Annotated in this window: 18 protein-coding genes; 8 read left to right on the forward strand and 10 right to left on the reverse strand. The window is 60.9% G+C overall.

The annotated features are described in order from the left end of the window. Positions 1-18: 18 nt before the first annotated feature. The gene (locus ACOI7D_RS18275; RefSeq protein ID WP_050533036.1) at positions 19-1137 is read right to left on the reverse strand and encodes an ABC transporter substrate-binding protein; all 1119 of its coding nucleotides are present in this window, start codon (positions 1135-1137) and stop codon (positions 19-21) included. Positions 1138-1406: 269 nt separating this feature from the next. Between ACOI7D_RS18275 and ACOI7D_RS18280 the strand changes: the two genes are divergently transcribed. Both ACOI7D_RS18280 and ACOI7D_RS18285 read left to right on the forward strand, forming a co-directional pair. Continuing rightward, on the forward strand, positions 1407-1796 hold the full coding sequence (locus ACOI7D_RS18280) for a hypothetical protein (protein ID WP_023288700.1): 390 nt from the start codon (positions 1407-1409) through the stop codon (positions 1794-1796). 178 nt (positions 1797-1974) lie between these two features. Further along, positions 1975-2430, forward strand: coding sequence for an RcnB family protein (locus ACOI7D_RS18285; protein WP_072413872.1), 456 nt, complete (start codon positions 1975-1977; stop codon positions 2428-2430). Positions 2431-2490: 60 nt separating this feature from the next. Here ACOI7D_RS18285 and ACOI7D_RS18290 read toward each other — a convergent pair whose 3' ends face one another. Next, positions 2491-3078, reverse strand: a complete 588-nt coding sequence (locus tag ACOI7D_RS18290) for a YSC84-related protein (RefSeq protein ID WP_032454772.1) — start codon at positions 3076-3078, stop codon at positions 2491-2493. Positions 3079-3310: 232 nt separating this feature from the next. Between ACOI7D_RS18290 and ACOI7D_RS18295 the strand changes: the two genes are divergently transcribed. From ACOI7D_RS18295 to ACOI7D_RS18305, 3 genes are all read left to right on the forward strand, one after another. Continuing rightward, entirely contained in the window at positions 3311-4489 is a 1179-nt protein-coding gene (locus tag ACOI7D_RS18295; protein ID WP_023288703.1) for a M20 aminoacylase family protein, read from the forward strand. Between the two features lie 19 nt (positions 4490-4508). Next, entirely contained in the window at positions 4509-5285 is a 777-nt protein-coding gene (locus ACOI7D_RS18300) for a lysine/arginine/ornithine ABC transporter substrate-binding protein (protein ID WP_032454773.1), read from the forward strand. A gap of 128 nt (positions 5286-5413) precedes the next feature. Next, positions 5414-6367: an aldo/keto reductase gene (locus tag ACOI7D_RS18305; protein WP_023288705.1), complete on the forward strand. Its 954-nt coding sequence runs from the start codon at positions 5414-5416 to the stop codon at positions 6365-6367. A 1435-nt stretch (positions 6368-7802) separates the two neighbouring features. Here ACOI7D_RS18305 and ACOI7D_RS18310 read toward each other — a convergent pair. The 4 genes from ACOI7D_RS18310 to ACOI7D_RS18325 all read right to left on the reverse strand — a co-directional run bounded on the left by ACOI7D_RS18310 (position 7803) and on the right by ACOI7D_RS18325 (position 12448). After that, the gene (locus ACOI7D_RS18310; RefSeq protein WP_064157802.1) at positions 7803-8594 is read right to left on the reverse strand and encodes a MoaF C-terminal domain-containing protein; all 792 of its coding nucleotides are present in this window, start codon (positions 8592-8594) and stop codon (positions 7803-7805) included. Positions 8595-8619: 25 nt separating this feature from the next. Further along, a complete protein-coding gene (locus ACOI7D_RS18315; protein WP_109546583.1) occupies positions 8620-9396 on the reverse strand; it encodes an SDR family NAD(P)-dependent oxidoreductase in 777 nt (258 codons plus the stop codon). Positions 9397-9483: 87 nt separating this feature from the next. Next, the gene (locus ACOI7D_RS18320) at positions 9484-11217 is read right to left on the reverse strand and encodes an arylsulfatase (protein ID WP_109546582.1); all 1734 of its coding nucleotides are present in this window, start codon (positions 11215-11217) and stop codon (positions 9484-9486) included. Between the two features lie 43 nt (positions 11218-11260). After that, positions 11261-12448 (reverse strand): anaerobic sulfatase maturase, encoded by a 1188-nt coding sequence (locus tag ACOI7D_RS18325; protein WP_109546581.1) that lies wholly within the window; start codon positions 12446-12448, stop codon positions 11261-11263. Between the two features lie 425 nt (positions 12449-12873). Between ACOI7D_RS18325 and ACOI7D_RS18330 the strand changes: the two genes are divergently transcribed. The 3 genes from ACOI7D_RS18330 (at position 12874) to ACOI7D_RS18340 (ending at position 15980) form a co-directional block, all read left to right on the forward strand. After that, the gene (locus tag ACOI7D_RS18330) at positions 12874-13557 is read left to right on the forward strand and encodes a helix-turn-helix transcriptional regulator (RefSeq protein ID WP_032454931.1); all 684 of its coding nucleotides are present in this window, start codon (positions 12874-12876) and stop codon (positions 13555-13557) included. A 117-nt stretch (positions 13558-13674) separates the two neighbouring features. Beyond that, a complete protein-coding gene (locus tag ACOI7D_RS18335) occupies positions 13675-14868 on the forward strand; it encodes an MFS transporter (protein WP_087824406.1) in 1194 nt (397 codons plus the stop codon). After that, positions 14865-15980 (forward strand): class II histone deacetylase, encoded by a 1116-nt coding sequence (locus ACOI7D_RS18340; protein ID WP_048334288.1) that lies wholly within the window; start codon positions 14865-14867, stop codon positions 15978-15980. The genes ACOI7D_RS18335 and ACOI7D_RS18340 overlap by 4 nt, the downstream gene beginning before the upstream one ends. 6 nt (positions 15981-15986) lie before the next feature. Here ACOI7D_RS18340 and ACOI7D_RS18345 read toward each other — a convergent pair whose 3' ends face one another. From ACOI7D_RS18345 to ACOI7D_RS18360, 4 genes are all read right to left on the reverse strand, one after another. Next, on the reverse strand, positions 15987-16580 hold the full coding sequence (locus ACOI7D_RS18345; protein WP_109546580.1) for a DUF3156 family protein: 594 nt from the start codon (positions 16578-16580) through the stop codon (positions 15987-15989). Then, on the reverse strand, positions 16558-18057 hold the full coding sequence (locus tag ACOI7D_RS18350) for an APC family permease (protein ID WP_032454960.1): 1500 nt from the start codon (positions 18055-18057) through the stop codon (positions 16558-16560). Before ACOI7D_RS18350 ends, ACOI7D_RS18345 begins: the two co-directional genes overlap by 23 nt. Before the next feature lie 305 nt (positions 18058-18362). Further along, on the reverse strand, positions 18363-18728 hold the full coding sequence (locus tag ACOI7D_RS18355) for a cupin domain-containing protein (RefSeq protein ID WP_002892824.1): 366 nt from the start codon (positions 18726-18728) through the stop codon (positions 18363-18365). A 13-nt stretch (positions 18729-18741) separates the two neighbouring features. After that, positions 18742-20043 carry an NAD(P)/FAD-dependent oxidoreductase gene (locus tag ACOI7D_RS18360; RefSeq protein WP_023288715.1) on the reverse strand — a complete coding sequence of 434 codons (1302 nt, stop codon included), beginning with the start codon at positions 20041-20043 and terminating at the stop codon, positions 18742-18744. Positions 20044-20048: the final 5 nt, after the last annotated feature.

Here is a 20048-nt window from a genome sequence, read left to right on the forward strand (position 1 = left end):
AGTTAAACGCATGCCGGATTACTCGCTCTGCTGCCAGGAAAAGACGAACGGCTGGTCCGGCAGGTCGGTGAAATGGCGCACGATATAATGATACGTCTCATCCGGGTTGAGATCGCGGAAGGCCTGCGGATAGATATCTTTCGCCAGATACTCCATGCCGACAATATTCCACGGGTGGTTATAGAAGTGGTGATAGACGCCATAGGCCCGTTTTTCCTGGACCGCCGGGATCTGACTGACCCCTGGCCGCGCCAGCAGCGTCTGCGCCTGGGTCTTCACCGCCTCCGGCTTGACTTCATAGCCCAGGGGCAGCACCTGGCTGTTGCCACGCTTCGAGCCGGTCATGATCCAGGCGTCGGGCTTCATGCTGATGATTTTCTCCAGCGAGACGAACCCGGAGGCGCCCGGCAGCAGCTGCGAACCGATATTGTTCGCCCCGACCGCCTCCACCAGCCCGCCCCAGCCGCTGTGGCCATGAGTAAAGCAGCAGGCGTCGCTGTTGCCGGCCAGCGCTTCCACGAAGACGTTGGCCTTCGGCGTGATGGCTGCGGTTTTCTGACGAATCGTCTGCAGCTGATGGCGATAGTAATCGGTAAAGGCTTTGGCCTGGCTCTCGCGGTTAAGCACTTTGCCCAGCAGGTCGATGCTGGGGGCGGTATCTTTCGCCGGGTCGATCTCATAGTCGACAAACAGCACCGGAACGTGCAGGGCGCTAAGCTTGTCAATGACCCCGCTCTCCATCAGCGCAGGCCTGGCGCGCAGCTGGGCGATCATCAGATCCGGCTGGCGGGCGATGACGCTTTCAAGATCGACGTTCCCCTTGTCGCTGAAGCCCATGTCCAGAATCGTAGCCGACTGCGGCCACGCCGTTTTCAGCATCTGCCAGGTGGCAACATCCTGCTTTTTCGCCAGATTATTCCATGCCACCAGCCGCTTAAACGGATTGTCCCGGTCCAGCAGGGCGAGGGTCATAATGTCGCGACCATCCTGCAAAATAATACGCTGCGGCTCTTTGACCAGGGTGACCTGCCGGCCGTCAAGGTCGGTAACCGTCAGCGGATATTGGGTCGCATAGCTGAGGAAGGGCGTCGCGATCAGCGCAGTAAGCAACAGCGATCTTACTGATTTTCTTGCCATAAAAGGAGTTCCGTTTGCCAATTTATAAATATAATGATTCTGAGAATTATTCTCGAGTAAACCTCAACGGCAAGTATATCAAGGGCAAATTTCACGAAATGTAACAAACGTGTTGGAAATTATGTGAACGCCGACAGGGCGCGCGGCGGCAGCATTTTCTGCCATGATTGGAGGTCGAAAACGTTTTTCAGGCTAATTCCTAATGTCATCCCCGGTTCGCTGTGCCATCCTGAATGCGACTCATAACATGACATGTGAGAGAGGATATTATGAAAAAAGCAATGATTGCGTTATCGGCTATTCTGGTTGCGGCTCCGGTTTTTGCTGCGACAACACATGCAACAGATGATACCGTCGCGGCGGCCAATGCCAACGCCAACACCGCCAAAGAGAAGCTGCACCAGGCCCAGCACGAGGGTGAAGAGCAGCAGCTGAAGGCGAAACATGCGGCCGAAGGCAAACAGGATAGCGTCGGCAGCCAGGTGAGCGAAGGCGCGCAGAAGACCTGGAACAAGACCAAAGAAGGGACTGAGAAAGGTTGGGATAAGACCAAAGAGGTCAGCGAAAAAGGCTGGAACGCCACCAAATCCGGCGCAGAAAAGGGCTGGGATAAAACCAAATCCGGCGCTGAAGAGTTAAAAAATAAAGTGACTGAGTAAGTCCTGATAGCAGTCTGAATAAAGGTCGCGAGAGCGGCCTTTTTTATTGCTCGTCCTCCCCCATAATGCCTTCCCCGACAGCAGAAACCCCAGGTGCCAGGAATCGTCCTGGTTAAGCGGATACTCACTCTTTCTTCACATTTTCCCGTTACAAAGAACTTCAATCAGGAGGTGTACGATGAAAAAGATGATTTCTCTGGCGGTAATGTTATCCACTGTGCTGAGCGTCCCGGCCTTTGCCAATGGCCCGAACGACGGCCATCGCCCGGGGCAGCCAACGGTGTGGCAGAACGGTCCGGATCATAATGGGCATGCGCCGCAGGGCGGACCTGACGCGCATCATCAGGGTGACCATGACCAGCGTGGCCCGGATCGTGACGGTCATGACAAACGCGATCAGGCACGTCATGAGCAGGACCATTTCGCCTGGCGCGGTAACGATTTCCGCAAAGGCCACCCGGCTCCGGCGCCGTTCCGTGGCGATGAGTATCGCGTCCGTGACTGGAGCGACCGCGGCCTGCCGCCCCCGCCGGAGGGCCATCACTGGTCCTATATCGACGGTAACTATGTGCTGATCGCTGCGGCGACCGGGATCATCACCTCGATTCTGGTGAGCGGCGCCCTCGGCCACTAAATGCGCGTTTCCCAACGCCGGGCAGGGAACACCTGACCCGGCGATGGAGCACCGCCGGGGCTACGGGTTCAGTTCGTCATCCGGCCAGTATTTATAGCCATTGACCATCGCCTGGGCGGCCAGCCCCTTGTCGGTGATTTCATAGACGTTCACTTTTGACGGCAGCGAGGAGGTGTCCTTCGCTACGCCGTTCGCGGAGGCGGCGATCGGCGCGATGCCTTTGTCATCATATTTCGCCGCGGCGTTCGCATCGGCGCCGACCATATATCCCTGGCGGATAAAGTGATCCAGGGCCGCTTTATCATGGAAGACCAGCACCGTGCGCTGCTGCTTGATCCCTATTCCCAGACCGGCGCCGCCCTGGGCCATTTTCATATAGGTGTCCTTCCCGGAGGCCGTATCCCGCACCACGCCGTAGCCGCTGCCAAATCCGAACAGCAGGATCTTGCTGCTGTTATTGGCGAATACCGCATAACCCTTCGCATGCTGAATATCGCTGCGGGCCTCGGGCTGCAGGGTGTAAAGTTTATTGAGGGTTTCGTTGCGCATCTTCTGAATGCTGGCCCGCTGCTGGCTGGCGGTATCGCCCTGCGCGCTGCAGCCCGCCAGCGCGGTCATGGCGACGAGGAAAAGCGTCTGTAATTTCATCGAAATCTTTTTATTTAAATCTGAATATGGCCGGGGATGGTGGGTAAATAATGGTTAATTCTCCATAAAATAAACGTTTATTTTTAAACTTCGCCGTTTTTAATGCTTATTACACTGTTGTGAGCGCATTATTAAATAAGATGCCGCCATCGCCGGTATTAGAAATCCTGCTTGCATAAAGTTTTCACCACGATACCGTGTTAAGTCCTTACGATATTTCCCGGAGAGCGGCATGAGTGATTATGTAATTCCAGAAATTAAAGCGACGGAAGCGGAAATGATTTCTCTGCGTCATTATTTACATGCCAATCCGGAATTAAGTCTGGAAGAGTTTAATACCAGCGAACTGGTTGCCGGCAAGCTGACCGAGTGGGGCTACCAGGTGACGCGCGGCCTCGGCAAGACCGGGGTGGTCGGCAGCCTGAGCAAAGGCGACTCGCCGCGCACCATCGGCCTGCGCGCCGATATGGACGCTCTGCCGATTCATGAAACCACTGGTTTACCCTGGGCCAGCACGGTGTCGGGGAAAATGCACGCCTGCGGTCATGACGGTCATACCACCATTCTGCTGGCGGCGGCGAAATATATCGCCTCGCCGGCCTGTCAGTTCAACGGCACGGTGCATCTGATTTTTCAGCCGGCGGAAGAGGCTATCGGCGGCGCCGATTTAATGATTAAAGACGGCCTGTTTGAGCAGTTCCCCTGCGAACGCATTTTCGGTCTGCACAACATGCCGGGGCTGCCGGTGGGCAAGCTGGGCTTCTACGCCGGTAACTTTATGGCCTCGGCGGACACCGTCAAAATCACCCTTACCGGCTACGGCGGCCACGGCGCCCATCCGGAGCGCACCGTCGACCCGATCGTCGCCGGCGCGGCGCTGGTGATGGCTCTGCAGAGCATCGTGGCGCGCAACGTGCCGCCGGGCGAAACGGCGGTGGTCAGCGTCGGCACCTTCCAGGCCGGTATCGCCTCCAACGTTATTCCGGAGAGCGTGGTGATGGAGCTCAGCGTGCGGGCGATGAAGCCGGAAATCCGCGACCTGCTGATCAAACGTATTCACGAGCTCAGCGAATTTACCGCCAAAAGCTATGGCGCCAGCAGCGCAGTAGAGGTTTACGACTCCTACCCGGTATTAACCAACAGCCCCGAAGAGACTGATTTCGCCCGGGCGCTGGCGCTGGAGGTGTTTGGTCGCGAGGGGGTGCTGGAGTCGGTCTCGCCGATGAACGCCAGCGAGGACTTCGCCTTTATGCTGCGCGAACGTCCGGGCTGCTACTTCCTGCTGGGCAACGGCGAGCAGGGGGAGAAGGGCGGCTGCATGGTGCATAACCCCGGCTACGACTTCAACGATGACATTATCACCACCGGCGCGACGCTGTTCGCCCGCCTGGTGGAAAAGCACTGCCGTTAACCTCTGGAGAAGAACTGGAATGAAAAAATCACTGTTGCTATGGCTGGCGTTAATGGCGTCGACGTCGGCGCTGGCCGACGGGGGAAAGGCGATCCGCTTCGGCGTCGACCCGACCTTCGCGCCGTTTGAATGGAAGGATCCGCAGGGCAAGCTGGCGGGGTTTGATATCGATCTAGGCAACGCCATTTGCCAGCAGCTGCAGGCGAAATGCGTGTGGGTGGAAAGCAATTTCGACGGCATTATCCCGGCGCTGAAGGCGCGGAAATTCGACGCCATCCTTTCCGGGATGTACATGACCGAGAAGCGTAAAGCGCAGATTGCCTTTAGCGACAAGCTGTATAACGGGCCGGTGTTTCTCGTGGCGCGTAAAAATACCCTGCAAGGCAATACGCCGGCGCAGCTGAAGGGCAAAACCATCGGCGTCGAGCAGGGTTCGGCGCAGGAGACTTACGTCAATCAGCACTGGCGTCCGCAGGGGATCAACATTGTGGCCTACCAGGGGGCCGATAGCGTGGTGCGCGATCTGGAGTCCGGGCGCATCGACGGCGCGGTGCTTTCCGGGATGATGGCCGACTACAGCTTCCTGCAGCAGCCGCAGGGTAAGGCATTCACCTTTGTCGGCGGCCATCTGCAGGATGATACGCTGTTTGGCGCCGGCGCGGCGATCGGCTTGCGTAAAGACGATGAGGCGCTGCGTCAGGAAATAAACGGCGCGATTGCGAAGATCCTTGCCGACGGCACCTATAAAAAATTAGCCAGCAAATATTTTAGCTTTGATGTTTATTCCGGGACATAATGTCTGAGTGTACCCGCGGGCAAGGATCGCCCGCCGTAAGATTCCTTTTCTGATTATCCAATCGACCTCCTCTCCTGACCCCTGTGGTTACCTGAGGGAAGCAGAATATAAGCTAAGGAGTACTCGGCATGATGACACGTCCCTTGGGCAAAACCGGATTTTCCATCGCCCCGTTAGTGTTTGGCGGTAACGTCTTTGGCTGGACCATTGATGAAAAAACCAGTTTTGCCCTTCTTGATGCTTTTGTTGACCATGGTTTTGACGCTATCGACACGGCGGATGTTTATTCCCGCTGGGCGGAGGGCAACCAGGGCGGCGAATCCGAAACCATTATCGGCCGCTGGCTGCAGGCGCGTCCCGGCATGCGCGATAAGGTCAAAATCTTCACTAAAGTCGGCTCCGATCTCGGCCTTCCTGGCCATAAGGGACTCAGCAAAGCCTGGATCCAGCAGGCGGTAGACGACTCCCTGCGCCGCCTTAATACCGACTACATCGACCTCTACTTTTCCCACTGGCCGGATCCGCAAACTCCGGTAGCGGAAACGCTGGAGGCTTTCCACAGCCTGCAGCAGGCGGGGAAAATTCGCGCGATGGGGGCCTCTAACCTCGATGCGATGCAGCTGGCGGGGGCGCTGGAGGTGGCGCGCAAGGGCGGCTTGCCTGCCTGGCAGGTGCTGCAGCCGGAATATAACCTCTACCACCGCTCCGCCTTTGAAGGCGCGCTATGCGATCTCTGCGTCAGCCGTGATATCGGGGTGGTGACCTACTACAGCCTGGCCTCGGGGTTCTTAACCGGTAAGTACCGTCAGCCGTCGGATCTGGCGCAGAGTCAGCGCGGAGGAAAGATTGGTAAATACCTGAATCCGCGCGGGATGCGGATTATCGATACCCTGGTGGCGGTCGCGGAGGAGCTGGGGGCGAAGCCGGCGGAAGTGGCCCTGGCGTGGCTGATCGGCCGCGAAGGGGTGACCGCGCCGATCGCCAGCGCCACCAGCGTGGCCCAGGTGGAAAGTTTTGCCCGCGCGGCGGCGCTGAGCCTGAGCGCGGAGCAGGTGGCGCGGCTGGACAGCGCCAGCGCCTGAGTCACGCCCTCTTCCCGGCGGGGAGAGGGTGGAAGGGCTATAAATGGCGCGGACCGCAGGCCGGGTAAGGCGCAGCCGGCACCCGGCATAAAAGCGGCTCTGTGCCTGCTGTCATCGCCCGGTGGCGCTGCGCTTACCGGGCCTACGAGGTATGAGCCAGTGAGAGGACCCTCCAGGCCGGGTAAGGCGCAGCCGCCACCCGGCATAAAACGGCTCCGTGCCCGCTATCATCGCCCGGTGGCGCTGCGCTTACCGGGCCTACGAGGTGTCAGCCAGTGAGAGGACCCTCCAGGCCGGGTAAGGCGCAGCCGCCACCCGGCGGAATAACGGTACAAGCGTCAATTTCCCTGTGCATACTGCGCCTGGCAGGGCTACAACTTCTATGTCAATTCCGGGCAGGTTGCGCTCCCGGTTAATTTTCTGCGTTATGTCTCTTACGGCGCAGGGAGCGCACAGGGGGCGGCCAGTCGCCGCCGCCCCCTGTACCCCCGGGCTCCGGCCAGCAAAATCGCCGCTACGCGGTACCTTCGACTTATCCCTGCAGGCTTCGGGTCGGGCCGAGGCAGCGTCCATGCAAAACACGGCCCTCAGCCCGCATCCATGCGGGCTGCCCCGGCCTTCCGGGAACGTCTCAGCGATTTTGAGGCCGCCAGCACCGGCAGTTTCAGCAACAATTGTGAATAAATTAACGACAGGTCGTAAGAACGTAGGCCGGGTAAGGCGTAGCCGCCACCCGACATAAAACGGCTCTGTGCCTGCTGTCATCGCCCGGCGGCGCTGCGCTTGCACGGGCCTACGGGGTGTGAGCCTGTGAGTGGAGCCTGTAGGCCGGGTAAGGCGTAGCCGCCACCCGGCAAAATAACGGCACAACCGGAAATATCTTGTTCGCACTGCGCCTGGCAGGGCTACAACTTCTATGTTAATTCCGTGCAGATTGCGCTCCCGGTTAATTTTCTGCGCTATGTCTCTTATGGCGCTGGGAGCGCACAGGGGGCGGCCAGTCGCCGCCGCCCCCTGTACCCCCGGGCTCCGGCCAGCAAAATCGCCGCTACGCGGTACCTTCGACTTATCCCTGCAGGCTTCGGGTCGGGCCGAGGCAGCGTCCATGCAAAACACGGCCCTCAGCCCGCATCCATGCGGGCTGCCCCGGCCTTCCGGGAACGTCTCAGCGATTTTGAGGCCGCCAGCACCGGCAGTTTCAGCAACAATGGTGAATAAATTAACGACAGGTCGTAAGAACGTAGGCCGGGTAAGGCGCAGCCGCCACCCGGCATAAAAGCGGCTCCGTGCCCGCTATCATCGCCCGGCGGCGCTGTGCTTGCTGGGCCTACGATGTGTCAGCCTGTGAGAGGACCCCGTAGGCCGGGTAAGGCGCCAGCCGCCACCCGGCAATATGGCGGGCATGGCGCCTGAAAGCGTGCCCGGCGGCGCCCCTTTATTCCTGATGGCGGGTGATGTTGAGGATCTTCGCGCTGGCGCCGACCGGGAAATTGCTGAGGGCGCCGAAGTCGCTGCCCTGATAGCCCATGATCTTGCCGTCGGTGCGCATTTGCTGAAGATCGATCAGGATCACCCCCAGCGTCGGAATGATTTTCTCGCGCCAGACAAACAGATAGAGATCCTCCGCCACCAGTACATAGTGGCAGCGGTCGACATCCGCCAGCCCCTTTTCCACGCCGTCCAGACACTGCCAGGCGTAAAAATTATCGTTGAGATAGATGTGCTCATAGCGCTCGGTCGGGCTGTAGGTGTACTGATTGCGCATGCCGACCAGCGCAGGAGTAAAGCCCGGCAGCGGCCCCGGCTGCGCATCCAGGCGGGCGAAGACAAAGCGCGCTTCTACCGCGGTCAGCGGCAGGCCTCGCTCCACCCGGCTGAAGGCGTCCAGCCGCGCGGCGGCTTCGTCCGGCAGCTGGCCATAGACCAGGGTAGCGTTGCGCTGCGTCAGGTTACATACCGCGCTGATGCTGGCGTTATCCCGCTCCGGGTCAAGGAAGTCGATAAACAGAATATCCGGGCGCAGGGCGGTCGCCCGCCAGGGGGCGCGCGTGCCGTTCCAGCTTAGCGTCTGCTCATCTTCGATGATCAGCTGCTGCGGCTCGCTCCCGGCGACATAAAAGGTAAAGCGCTCGCCTGCGGGCAGGCTGGCGGTGGCGAGTACATTACCGTGTGGCGCAAAACCATCGGCCAGCGCGCCGACCTGGATAAATACGGCTTCTGAAGTCATAGGGGCTCCTGAACAGAGTAGGGCGTTAGGCAAACGCCAGAGTGGGAACATCGACGATACTGGCGCCGCCGTCGGCGACCAGCGTAGCGCCGCTGATGATGGCGGCCTGCGGCGAACAGAGAAACTGACAGACCTCGGCTATCTCCTCGGGGCTGGCGGGTCGGCGCAGCGGAACGTCGCGACAGACCCGCTGATACGCCTCAGTTAGCGACAACCCTTCCGCCTGCATCAGCGGGAGCATCTCTTCATCCGCCATCGGCGTGGTGACCCAGCCGGGGCAGACGGCGTTGGCGCGCATCCCCTGCGGGCCGTAATCGCGGGCGACGGAGCGCATCAGGCCGATTAAGGCGTGTTTGGCGGTGACGTAGCCGCAGGCCTGCGGACCGGCGGCCAGCGAGGCGATGGAGGCGACAAACAGCACGTTGCCGCGGCGGGCAATCAGCGAGGGCAGGCAGGCGCGAACGCTGGCGAAGGCGCTGGTGAGATTGCCGTCCAGCGCCTCGCGCCACTGGCGGTCGCTGGTATCGGCGGCGGGGCTGTTGCCCATCCCGCCGGCGCTGCAGATGAGGACATCAATACCGCCGGCCTGGTCGAGAATGGCCGGCAGCAGCCGCTGGCGCCACGCCTCGCCGTCGGCGGCATCGCTCATCAGCGCCGTGGCGCCGGTCTCATCGGCGACCGCCCGCAATGGCGCCTCGCGCCGTCCGGTAATAAACACCCGGTCGCCCGCGGCGCGCATCAGCCGCGTGCAGGCGGCGCCAATTCCGGTTCCGCCGCCGGTGATCACCACGACTCTCGCCATTCGCTCTCTCCTGTAATGGGGTTTCCGGTTACCTTAAAAAGCGCGCCAGCTCCCGGCTATCGCCCGGAAGAACGATAGCCGGGTCGGTTAATGGAGCTCGCTCACCGGGATCGCCTGCGGCGCCGGAACCGGCTTCATGGTGGCGGGGTCGACCGCCAGATAGCGTCCGGTCTTGCTGTCGATGCCGACGTAATCGATCATTTTGCCTTGCGCCCGGGTGACCAAGGTGCGTCTGGCGAACGCCTCGTAGGCTTCGCTCATCGCTTTGACCCGATCGGGGTGTTGGGCCGCGACGTCATGAGTTTCCAGCGGATCGTCGTGCAGATTAAACAGCTGCCAAGGCGCGTCGCCGGCGGTGAAGCCCCGAGGCACCAGCCGCCGCAGCTTCCATTCGCCATCGACCCACGCCGCCTGATGGTGCAGCTCGACGCCGTAGTTCCCGCGCGGTGGCTGCTGCACTTCGCCGGTGAGATAGCGCTTAAAGCTGACGCCAATCATCGGCAGCACCGGCTTCTTCGCCAGCGATTTGTTCGGATCGATACCGGCGAATTCATATAGGGTCGGCGCCACGTCATACACCGCCATCGTCGAGGCGTCGATTTTACCGTGGCGGGTAATCCCGGGGCCGGCGATCATAAAGTCGGTGTTAATCCCGCCCTGAGCGCTGGTGGTTTTGTGATAGTTGGCGTAAGGGGCGTTGCTGACGTTGGCCCAGTGCGGGCCGTAGGAGACAAACGAGCCTTTGCGGCCAACGTTGTCATAGCTGTTGTCAAACTGCTTCCAGAATTCCGGGGTGGATTCGTAGTAGAAGCCCTGCGCCGGGTTGGCGCCGTTGTCGGTTAAGAACACCAGCAGGGTGTTTTTATCGCGACCGGTTTGCTTCAGCGTTTCCATCAGGGTGCCGATCTGCGCGTCCATATTGGCGATCATCGCCGCGTAGACCTGCATCACTTTCGCGGTATATTTCTGCTGCTCCGGGGTCAGCGCGTCCCACTCTTTATCCAGCTCAAGGTGCGGGAGCGGGGTGTTGTCATGGATAATCCCCAGCGCTTTCAGGCGGGCGATACGCTGGCGATAGACCTCGGCGTAGCCCTGCTCATACTGGCCTTTGAAGCGCTTGATCCATTCGTCAGGCGCCTGCAGCGGGTCGTGCGGGGCGGTAAAGGCCAGCCAGGCGAAGACCGGTTGTTCCTGCGGCGTGTCTTTAATCCAGCTGTTCATCTGCCGGGCGTAGGCCTCGCTGGAGTAGAAATCGTCCGGCAGAGAGACGCGCTCGCCGTCGCGGGTGTAGTAGGTGTGAAACGCTTCAACGGTACCCAGCGGAATAGCGTCGTTAAAATGGCTGGTGCCGCCGCCCATAAAGGCGAAAGCGTGGTTAAAGCCGCGGTCCTTCGGCGTGGCGCCGGGAACAAAACCGAGGTGCCACTTGCCGGCCATCAGAGTGTTATACCCCGCGTCTTTAAAGCGCTCGGCCATGGTGGTGACGCGGTCGGTCAGCCGCAGCTCGTAGCCCTCCTTGCCAATAGTGCTGTCATACCACCACATGCCGCCCATCCCGGCCTGCTGGTTGCTGTTGCCGGTGAGCAGCATGGAGCGCGCCGGGGCCGACATCGGCGAGGTGTAATACTGGCTCATGCGCATCCCCTGCTCGGCCATCGCCTGCAGGTTGGGGGTGGGGATCTCGCCGCCGAAGGGGCTAATGTCCGAGTAGCCCATATCATCGGCGATAATGACGATGACGTTCGGACGCTCCTGCTGCGCGGCGTGCGCGCCGCCGGCGAGGATGACACTGACCGCCGCGGCCATGGCTGTTTTATTCACAACGGATTCTCCTGTTTCAAAGGGATAGCTTCAGAGCAACGGGCTACGCCGGATGCGCGGCCCCGACAAACGCGGCCCGCCAGGCTTGCAGTCCTTGAAGGTCGCGGGAAAAGGGGCGCACGGGCGCAAGAATTTCGCTAAAGAAGCGGTAGTAGCCGCCGCAGAGGCGGTTGTTGCCCGCGGCGTTGAGATGCGCAGGACAGCCGCCCTGGCAGACCATTTTGACCGCGCAGGTCTGGCATTCGCGGCGCAGGCTTTTCTGCTGACCGAAAGGCAGTTGCACCGAGGCGTCGACCGCGGCGGCGAGCGTCTGCTCATCGAGGCGGCCCAGCCGATGTTCGGCGTTGATCAGATGATCGCAGGCGTAGAGCTCTCCGTCGGGCTCCATCACCAGATTGCTGCCGCAGCGGGCGCTGTGCACGCAGCTGCCGCTGGTGTGGGTGAAGTACTGCGCCCACGCCTGCTCGATATTGATGACAAACACCCGCCCCTTGTCGCAGCGCTTCTGCCACTGCCGCCAGATGCCGACCATAAAACGCCCCCAGTTATCGGCGCTCAGCTGATAGCCCTCGCGCAGCGCTGCGCCTTCGCTCATCAGCGGCTGAAACTGCAGATAGCGCGCGCCGAGGCTGACCACCCGGTCATATATCGCCGCCGCGTGCGCCGCCATCTCGTTATGCACCACCACCAGCAGGTTAAACTCCACCTGATGCTGGTGGAGAAGGTCGATGCCGCGCAGCGCCGCCGGCCAGGTGGCCCGGCCGCGTTTATCCGGACGATGCTGGTCCTGTAGCGCTTCGCTGCCTTCGAGGCTCAAGCCGATAATAAAGCGATGCTCGCGAAACAGCCGGCACCAGGCGTGGTTGATCAGCGTGCCGTTGGTCTGCAGGCTGTTGCTGATGGTGACGCCGTCGGGGGCATAACGCGCCTGCAGGGCGAGCGCTTTTTTGTAGAAGCTCAGGCCGGCCAGCAGCGGCTCGCCGCCCTGCCAGACAAAGTTGATTTCCCGCGCGCCGGCGGGCTGGGCGGCGATATAGCGGCGGATAAACTGCTCCAGCCGCGCCTCGTCCATCTTGTTGACCGGCGTTTCATCCTGTGGGTAATAGCAGTAGCGGCAGGCGAGATTGCAGGCGGGGCCAATCGGCTTCATCAGAATATGAAACGGCACCGGCGAGCGCGGCTCAGCGGCCAGCGGAATTTGCTGCTGGCGCAGGGCGGCGATATTCAGCATCGGCTTATCCTCGGTTAATGACCGGCGCTGTTGATATTATTTTGGCAACAGCGGGTCAGGCGTAATCACATGATTAAGCCGCGGCGAAAATTAATTGCATCCTGTTAGAGGTATAAGTGAAAAAAAACAGAAATCCATCGTTCTTAAGGATGAGAGAGACGCGTCCGGGATAGGTTTTTTTTATCACCAGGGGCCTGTCCGCCGGGTGTTAATCTTTTTTGTTTATGTTTTAACGCCGCTATCGTAAAGCATGGCGGGTGTGTTTTTTAAATGCTTTATATAACAATGGATTGCTGAAAATTTTGTAACGGCTATCACACTGTTAATATGTTAATGATTGTGTTACTTAAATGTGAAATGTATGCTTCAATAATCGGTAGTCATTCATGTGTCATGTACCAGCACCTCGACGGGGAGGCCCTATCATGTCTGCTTTGTTAAAAGCCAGCCGTAATGATGCGATAATAGCCCGTTGTTTACAGACTATTTCCCAGTTAATTCCACTGTCTTCGGCGGTATTTTATCGAGTAAATAATCGGTTAAAACCCGAAAACTATATATTGCATAATATTTCTGATAATACGCACCAACAATATCTGGAAAACTTCCAGCCGCTGGATCCGTTGCTGCCGTCGCGCTTTAGCCACCAGAACACCACCATGGCGGCGATGACGCCGCGGCTCTGCGACCGCAACCGGCATTATTATCATGAATTTATGTTGCCGAATAATGTGCGCGACATGACCGAGATCTTTATTCGCCGCGAGCGGCGGATCGTCGCCGGTATCTCGCTGATGCGCGACGTGCCTTTCTCCAGCGAAGAGCGTCATCGGGCCCAGGCGGTGCTGCCGCTGGTGGAGCTGGCGATCCGCGACTGCCTGCAGGACGAAGATGACCTGCCCGCCATCCTGACGGCCAAAGAGCGGGAAATCGTCGGCATGGTGCGCGAAGGGGCCAGCAATAAGCTGATTGCCCGCCGGCTGGATATCTCGCTCTCGACGGTGAAAACGCACCTGCGCAATATTTTCGCCAAGACCGAAGTGGTCAATCGTACTGAACTCGTTTCCCGAACCTGGATGCCGGCCGCTCAGCGTACGCTGCATCTGTGATCTGACTATCGCATCCCCCGCGCGCCGTGGCAGCACGGCGTTTTCCTGATGCCTGTGGGTATCACTCCCTGGAGACCCCTCCGGGGGGAGGCTTTTTTGACCGGAGCACGCCCTACGATGTCAAGTACCCCTCTCTCTGATCATGCGCTTTCCCGGCCCGCCGGGCTGGTCGTGTCCCTGCGTTTGCTGGCGGCGATTGTGATTTTCGCCGCTATTGCGCCGGGTATTCTGATGACCGCGCCGGCGGTGGCGGCGCAGCTGGCCAGCGAATGGCAGCTAAAACCCGGCCAGATCGGCTGGTTGTTCTCGGCGGAACTGGGGGCGATGAGCCTGGCGACGCTGCCGGCGTGGTGGTGGATGAGTCGCCTCGACTGGCGGCGGGTCGCCCTGACGGCCGGGGTCGTGTTTCTGACAGCCAATCTCGCCTCGGCGGCGGTGACCCAGTATGAGACGCTGCTGGCGGTGCGCTTTCTCGCCTCGCTGGCGGGCGGCACGCTGATGATTCTGTGCATCAGCTGCGCGGCGGGAACCTCGAACCCGTCGCGAGTCTATGCCTTCTGGGTGCTTGGGCAACTGCTGCTGGGGATGCTTGGTCTGCTGGTGCTGCCCGGGCTGTTTGCCAGCTTTGGCCTCAAGGTGGTCTATCTGATCCTCGCCGCCATTATGCTCTGCTGCCTGCCGCTGGTGTCGGCTTTCCCGCCGCGCTTTCAACCGTTGTCCGTCTCGCGCCAGCAGCCGCCGACGGCGCTGTGGCGTCAGGCGCTGGCGGTCCTCGCGGTGCTGACCTTCTATATCAGCCTTAGCGCGGTGTGGACCTTTATCGGCACCCTCGGCGCGGCGGCGGGCCTGAGCCCGACGCAGGTCGGCCTGGTGCTGGCGGCGGCGACGGTGTGCGGCATTATCGGCGCGGGGGGCGCGGCCCTGCGCGGCACCCGGCGGGCCGATCGTTTGCCGGTGTGGCTGGGCTACGGCCTGCTGATCCTCAGCGTCGGGCTGCTGATCGGCCAGCCGCTGCTGGCGCGCTACGCCATCGCGGCGCTGCTGTTTAAGTTCACCTGGACCTTCGTGCTGCCCTTTATTCTCGCCCGCGTCGCCGGGCTCGATAACAACGGCCGGCTGATGAACAGCATTAATCTGGTGATCGGCGGCGGCATGGCGGCCGGTCCGGCATTAGCCGGGGCTTTACTGCAGCATTTTGCCAGCGCCGATCCACTGCTGCTGGCGGCAGGGGGCTGCGCGCTGCTGTCACTGATTTTGATTGCGGCGGCGTCGGCCGCCGGCAAAGGCTTAGCCAACGGGAGGATAGAGTGAAAAGAAAAACCGGTTTCTTCTTTGATGAACGTTGTTTCTGGCACAGTACTGGTCTGCACGCGGTGACGCTGCCGGTGGGCGGGTGGGTGCAACCGCCCGCCGGCGGCGGTCATGCCGAATCGCCGGAGACCAAACGGCGGATGAAAAACCTGATGGACGTCTCCGGGCTGACGCCGCAGCTGGCGCTGCGCAGCGCGGCGCCGGCAAGCCTTGCGGACCTGCGGCGGATCCATCCCGACAGCTATCTTGAGCGCTTCAAGGCGATAAGCGATAACGGCGGCGGCATGCTGGGCAAAGAGGCGCCGTTGGGGCCGGGCAGTTATGAAATCGCCTGTCTCTCCGCCGGACTGGCCTGCGCGGCGGTGGAAGCGGTGCTGAAGGGCGAGTTGGATAATGCCTATTCGCTGTCGCGGCCGCCTGGACACCACTGCCTGCCGGACCAGTCGATGGGCTTCTGTTTCCTCGCCAATATTCCGATTGCCGTCGAGCGGGCGAAAGCGCTGCTGGGGCTCGGCAAGGTGGCGATCATTGACTGGGACGTTCATCACGGCAACGGCACCCAGCATATCTACCTGCAGCGCGACGACGTGCTGACCATCTCCTTGCATCAGGACGGTTGCTTCCCACCCGGTTATGCCGGTGAGGACGATCGCGGCGCTGGCGCGGGCGAAGGTTACAACATCAATATTCCGCTGCTGGCCGGGGCGGGGGACGACAGCTGGCGCTATGCGCTGGAAACCATCGTTATTCCGGCGCTGGCGCGCTTTGAGCCGGAGCTGATTATCATCGCCTGCGGCTATGATGCCAACGCCATGGACCCGCTGGCGCGGATGCAGCTGCACAGCGACAGCTTCCGGGCGATGACCGGGCTGGTGCAGCAGGCGGCGGATCGTCTGTGCGGCGGGAAACTGGTGATGGTGCACGAGGGCGGCTACGCCGAATCCTACGTGCCGTTCTGCGGCCTGGCGGTGATGGAAGCCCTGAGCGGCATTCGCACCGCGGTCCAGGATCCGCTGCTGGACTTTATTCAGCAGCAGCAGCCGCGGGCGGAGTTTGCGCAGTTCCAGAGGCAGGCCATCGATCGGCTGGCGCAACGGTTTGGCCTGCAGTAAACCGGCTCAGCTTCCCCGCTGTGATGGCGGGGAAGAAAATGCTTTCTCATCTACGATTTCATCGCGCATCCACTGACTGACTGCCTGATCGATCATCGCCAGCACGCTGAGCAGCAGCATCCGCTGCTGCGCTTCCAGCCGCAGATAGCGGCGCAGCGGCGGCATTTTACAGACCACTTCGCTGGCGGCCCAGGGTTCAATACTGCAGCGCCAGCCGTTACCGTCAAAGGTCAACGAAAAGCGGCGGTAGTCCAGTTCGCTTAGGGTCTGCTGGAGATTAGGAAACCCGTTGAGATAGCCGGCGAGTTCCTCGCTGCCTTTGCCGCCGATAAAGCGGATCGGCTGGCGTTTCCACCAGCCGGATTGATGGGCGCGAATGTGACCGCGCACGGGCCGGGTGACCGGCCCTGCGACGACAAATTCGCAGCTGTGAATGCTGGCCATAAACAGCCGCTTCTGACGCACGCTGAAGGTGACGGCGGTGGCGTCGTTCAATCGCAGCAGCGCGCTGCGCTCGCTCAGCTTTTCGCAGGGCCAGCCGGCCAGATCGCGCTGTACCGCGTTCATTAACGGCGTCTCAAACCAGGGGACGGAGGACATCTGGCGTCATCTCCCCGCGGGTCTGTTTTTCGTAGTTGCTGATGGCACGGTCGACCACCTCTTCCACCACCAGCGGCTTGAACGGATTGACGCGCTGTACGCACACCGTCCAGAACAGGGCGTAGGCGGCGGTCAGGCCGAGCATAATGCCGAACGGCACCAGCACCTGGCGGCTGTCCATCCCCGGCGGGGTGATATTGACGATAGCGATGATAATTCCGACGCTGGAGATAATCTGCGGCAGCGGGAACCACGGCGAGCGGTAGGCGCGCGGTAGGTCCGGGCGGCGAATGCGCAGCATCACCACCGACAGAGTAACCAGCAGATAGGCGACGCCCCAGGCGCAGACCGCGGCGAGGATCAGCGGCACGATGCGGTCCAGATCGCCGTTCAGATACCAGGCGTGCAGGCAGGGGATCGCCACCCCGATGGCGATGGCGATCACCGGCGTTTTAAAGCGCGGATGCAGCCAGGTCAGGAAGCGGGGCAGCGCGCCGTCCAGCGCCATACCGTAAATAATGCGCGGTACCGCGGCCATCAGCGTATTGATGGTGGCGCAGCCCGCCAGCAGCAGCCCGACCCCCAGCCAGTACTGGCCGGCGTGGCCCATCACCCGCTCGGCGAATGCCGGGATCGCCATCGGCGTATCCAGCAGATGGACGTTATTGGCCGCGTCGAGCACGGTGTTCTCCACCTGGCGGTTGATCGCCGCCCCGTAGATAAACATGCAGCTGGCGACCCCCAGCAGGCCCAGCGCCATCGCCCGCGGAATGGTACGGTGAGCCTGTTTGATCTCCGGCGCCATCGGCGTCACCAGTTCGCAACCGACGAACATAAACATCGCCATGCCGATATAGCCGAACAGGCCATGGATATCGCTGACGTTCAGCGGCGTGCCGAACCAGCCGGAAAGATGGGTGACCGGCGCCATAAAAATGCCGCACAGGCCGAAAATGGTCAGCGTGGTCCACATGCCGAAGGTCAGCACCACTTCGACCTTGCCGAAGATTTCCACGCCGATGGCGTTCAGCAGGCCGAAAACCACCACCATGCCGACGCCCACCATCCAGGTGTTCTGGTGAGCGGCCATCTGGGCGTTGATCGATTCGAAGTTCACCAGCGCCATAATACCGGCCAGGATCGTCTCCGCCGTCCCGGCGAAAATATGCACGATCAGATAGGCGCACAGCGCGCCGGTGATGGCGAAGAAGCGTCCCATGCCGCAGGAGATATAGTCGTACACCGAACCGGTGGTGGGAATGAGCGTCGCCGCCTCGGCAAAGGTGGTGACCTGCGCCTGCATCATAATAAAGGCCAGCAGCACCGCCAGCGCGAAGGTATCACCGCCCATGCCGAAGCCGCTGGTCACCGTCAGGATCACCGGGCTGGCCATAATCAGCCCGACGGAGCTGGCGAGGGTGGTCGGGAAGCCGACGACCCCGCGCTCAAGATGGCTGGCAAGTCTGTTACTAAACATAGTCAACCTCTGCACAATAGTGGGGGAGGGCAGGGAATAGCCAGCGCCACTCCCGGATAGTCATAATTTAGGCGGGCATCCTGCTCAACGAATATCGTCCGGAAGGTGGAGGGCGGCGCATGATTCTGTGACGCCGTCGATGAATGTGAGGGTGGATAAACAACATGACCCCGAAAACCGGGGCCATCCGTCTTGCCACATTGCGCCTGTTTCTGCCGGGTGGCGGCTGGCGCCTGACCCGGCCTGGCGACGGCATTCGTCCCCCAGGCCGGGCAAGCGCAGCGCCGCCGGGCATGATCGGCGCATTAGCGCGTCTCGACGTTCGCCAGGTAGTGCTTCACAAAGCGCGGCGTCAGGATTTTCCACTCCACTTCGGTACCCTGTTTAACAAACCAGCTGTCGCCCGGCGCAAAGCGCTGCGGCTCGCCGCCAGCGACGGTCAGCTCCACTTCGCCTTCCAGCACGGTGGCGTGTTCGGTAAACGGATAGGTCATGGTAAAGCTCCCCTCAGTGGACGAAAACAGTCCGCAGGTAAAGGCATCCTGCGGCTCGCCGTAGATCATCGCCCCGGCCACCTGCGGGTCGCCGGCGGTCGGCGTCGCGCCGAGCAGGCTGACGCTGCCGATCGGCTGCAGGTCGGGCACCGGGTGTTTAAGTTTAAAAGCGTGCATAGCGTTCTCCTGGTTAACTCCGGCCTTTCCAGAAACCGGCGGTTTGATGCATCAGTTTTCCGGCGGTGACTAATAGCAAGCGCAGGCTGTCACGGCCGTGGATGGTCGCGTGGGGGATGCTGCTCAGCAGACGATAGCGGTCGGAACCGCCGTTGATCCCTTCGGCGAGGATTTTGCACACGATGTGCGACGGGGTGACGCCGAAGCCGGAGTACCCCTGGACGTAAAAGACGTTGTTGTGATCGCGTAGGGTGCCGATCTGCGGGAACAGGTTGGCGCTACAGGCCATCGGCCCGCCCCAGGCGAAATCGATCTTCACATCCTTCAAATAGGGGAAGACCTCCGCCAGCAGGGTGCGGTTCCAGGCGGCGAAATCGTTCGGCGTATACTCCACAAAGCGGGTGGCGCTGCCGAACAGCAGGCGGTTTTCCCGGGTGACGCGGTAATAATTAATCACCGGGCGAATATCGCTGAAGGCGCCGCGCAGCGGGCTGATGCGCTCGATCAGCTCATCGGAGAGCGGCTCGGTCGATACCTGGTAGGAGTAGGTGACCAGCGTTTTGTTGTAGATCTCCGGCTCCATATTGTTGAGAAAGCTGTCGCAGGCCCACAGCAGTTTGGCGGCTTTGACGCTGCCCATCGCGGTCCGTACCCGCACCTGTTTGCCGTAATTCACCTCCACCACCGGCGAGGATTCGAAGATCTTCACCCCCAGCGAATGGGCGGCCTGCGCCGAGCCGAGGAGCATATTGAGCGAATGGATCTGCCCGCCGCCCATATGTTTCAGCGCGCCGCAGTAGACCTCGGAGCCGACCACCTGCTGCACCTCTTTCCCGGTATACAGTTCGATATCTTCATCCGGGGTGGCGGCCTTAAACTCTTTCTCCCACTGGCGCAGCGTTTTGAGCTGCCGCTGGTTATAGGCGAGGTAGCCGTAGCCGGGGACGAAATCGGCGTCGATGTTGTATTTGCGGATGCGCTCGCGAATGATGCCTGCGCCGAGGTTGGCGATTTTAAACAGCGTCTCCAGCCCCTCTTTGCCGACGTGCTTTTTTACCGCTTCGATATCGTGACCGATACCGGCCATCACCTGGCCGCCGTTGCGCCCGGTGCCGCCGTAGCCGAGATGGCGCGCTTCCAGTACCACCACGTTGGTGATGCCCTGTTCCGCCAGTTCAAGGGCGGTGTTAATGCCGGAGAAGCCGCCGCCGATAATCACCACGTCGGCTTCAATATCTTCCCGCAGCGCCGGAAAATGGAGGTGGTATTTCTTCGTCGCGCCGTAGTAGTTCAGCGCATCGATTTTGATGTTCATCGCGT

Source organism: Klebsiella sp. C360 (genome assembly GCF_048822415.1).
Classification (GTDB): domain Bacteria; phylum Pseudomonadota; class Gammaproteobacteria; order Enterobacterales; family Enterobacteriaceae; genus Klebsiella; species Klebsiella quasipneumoniae.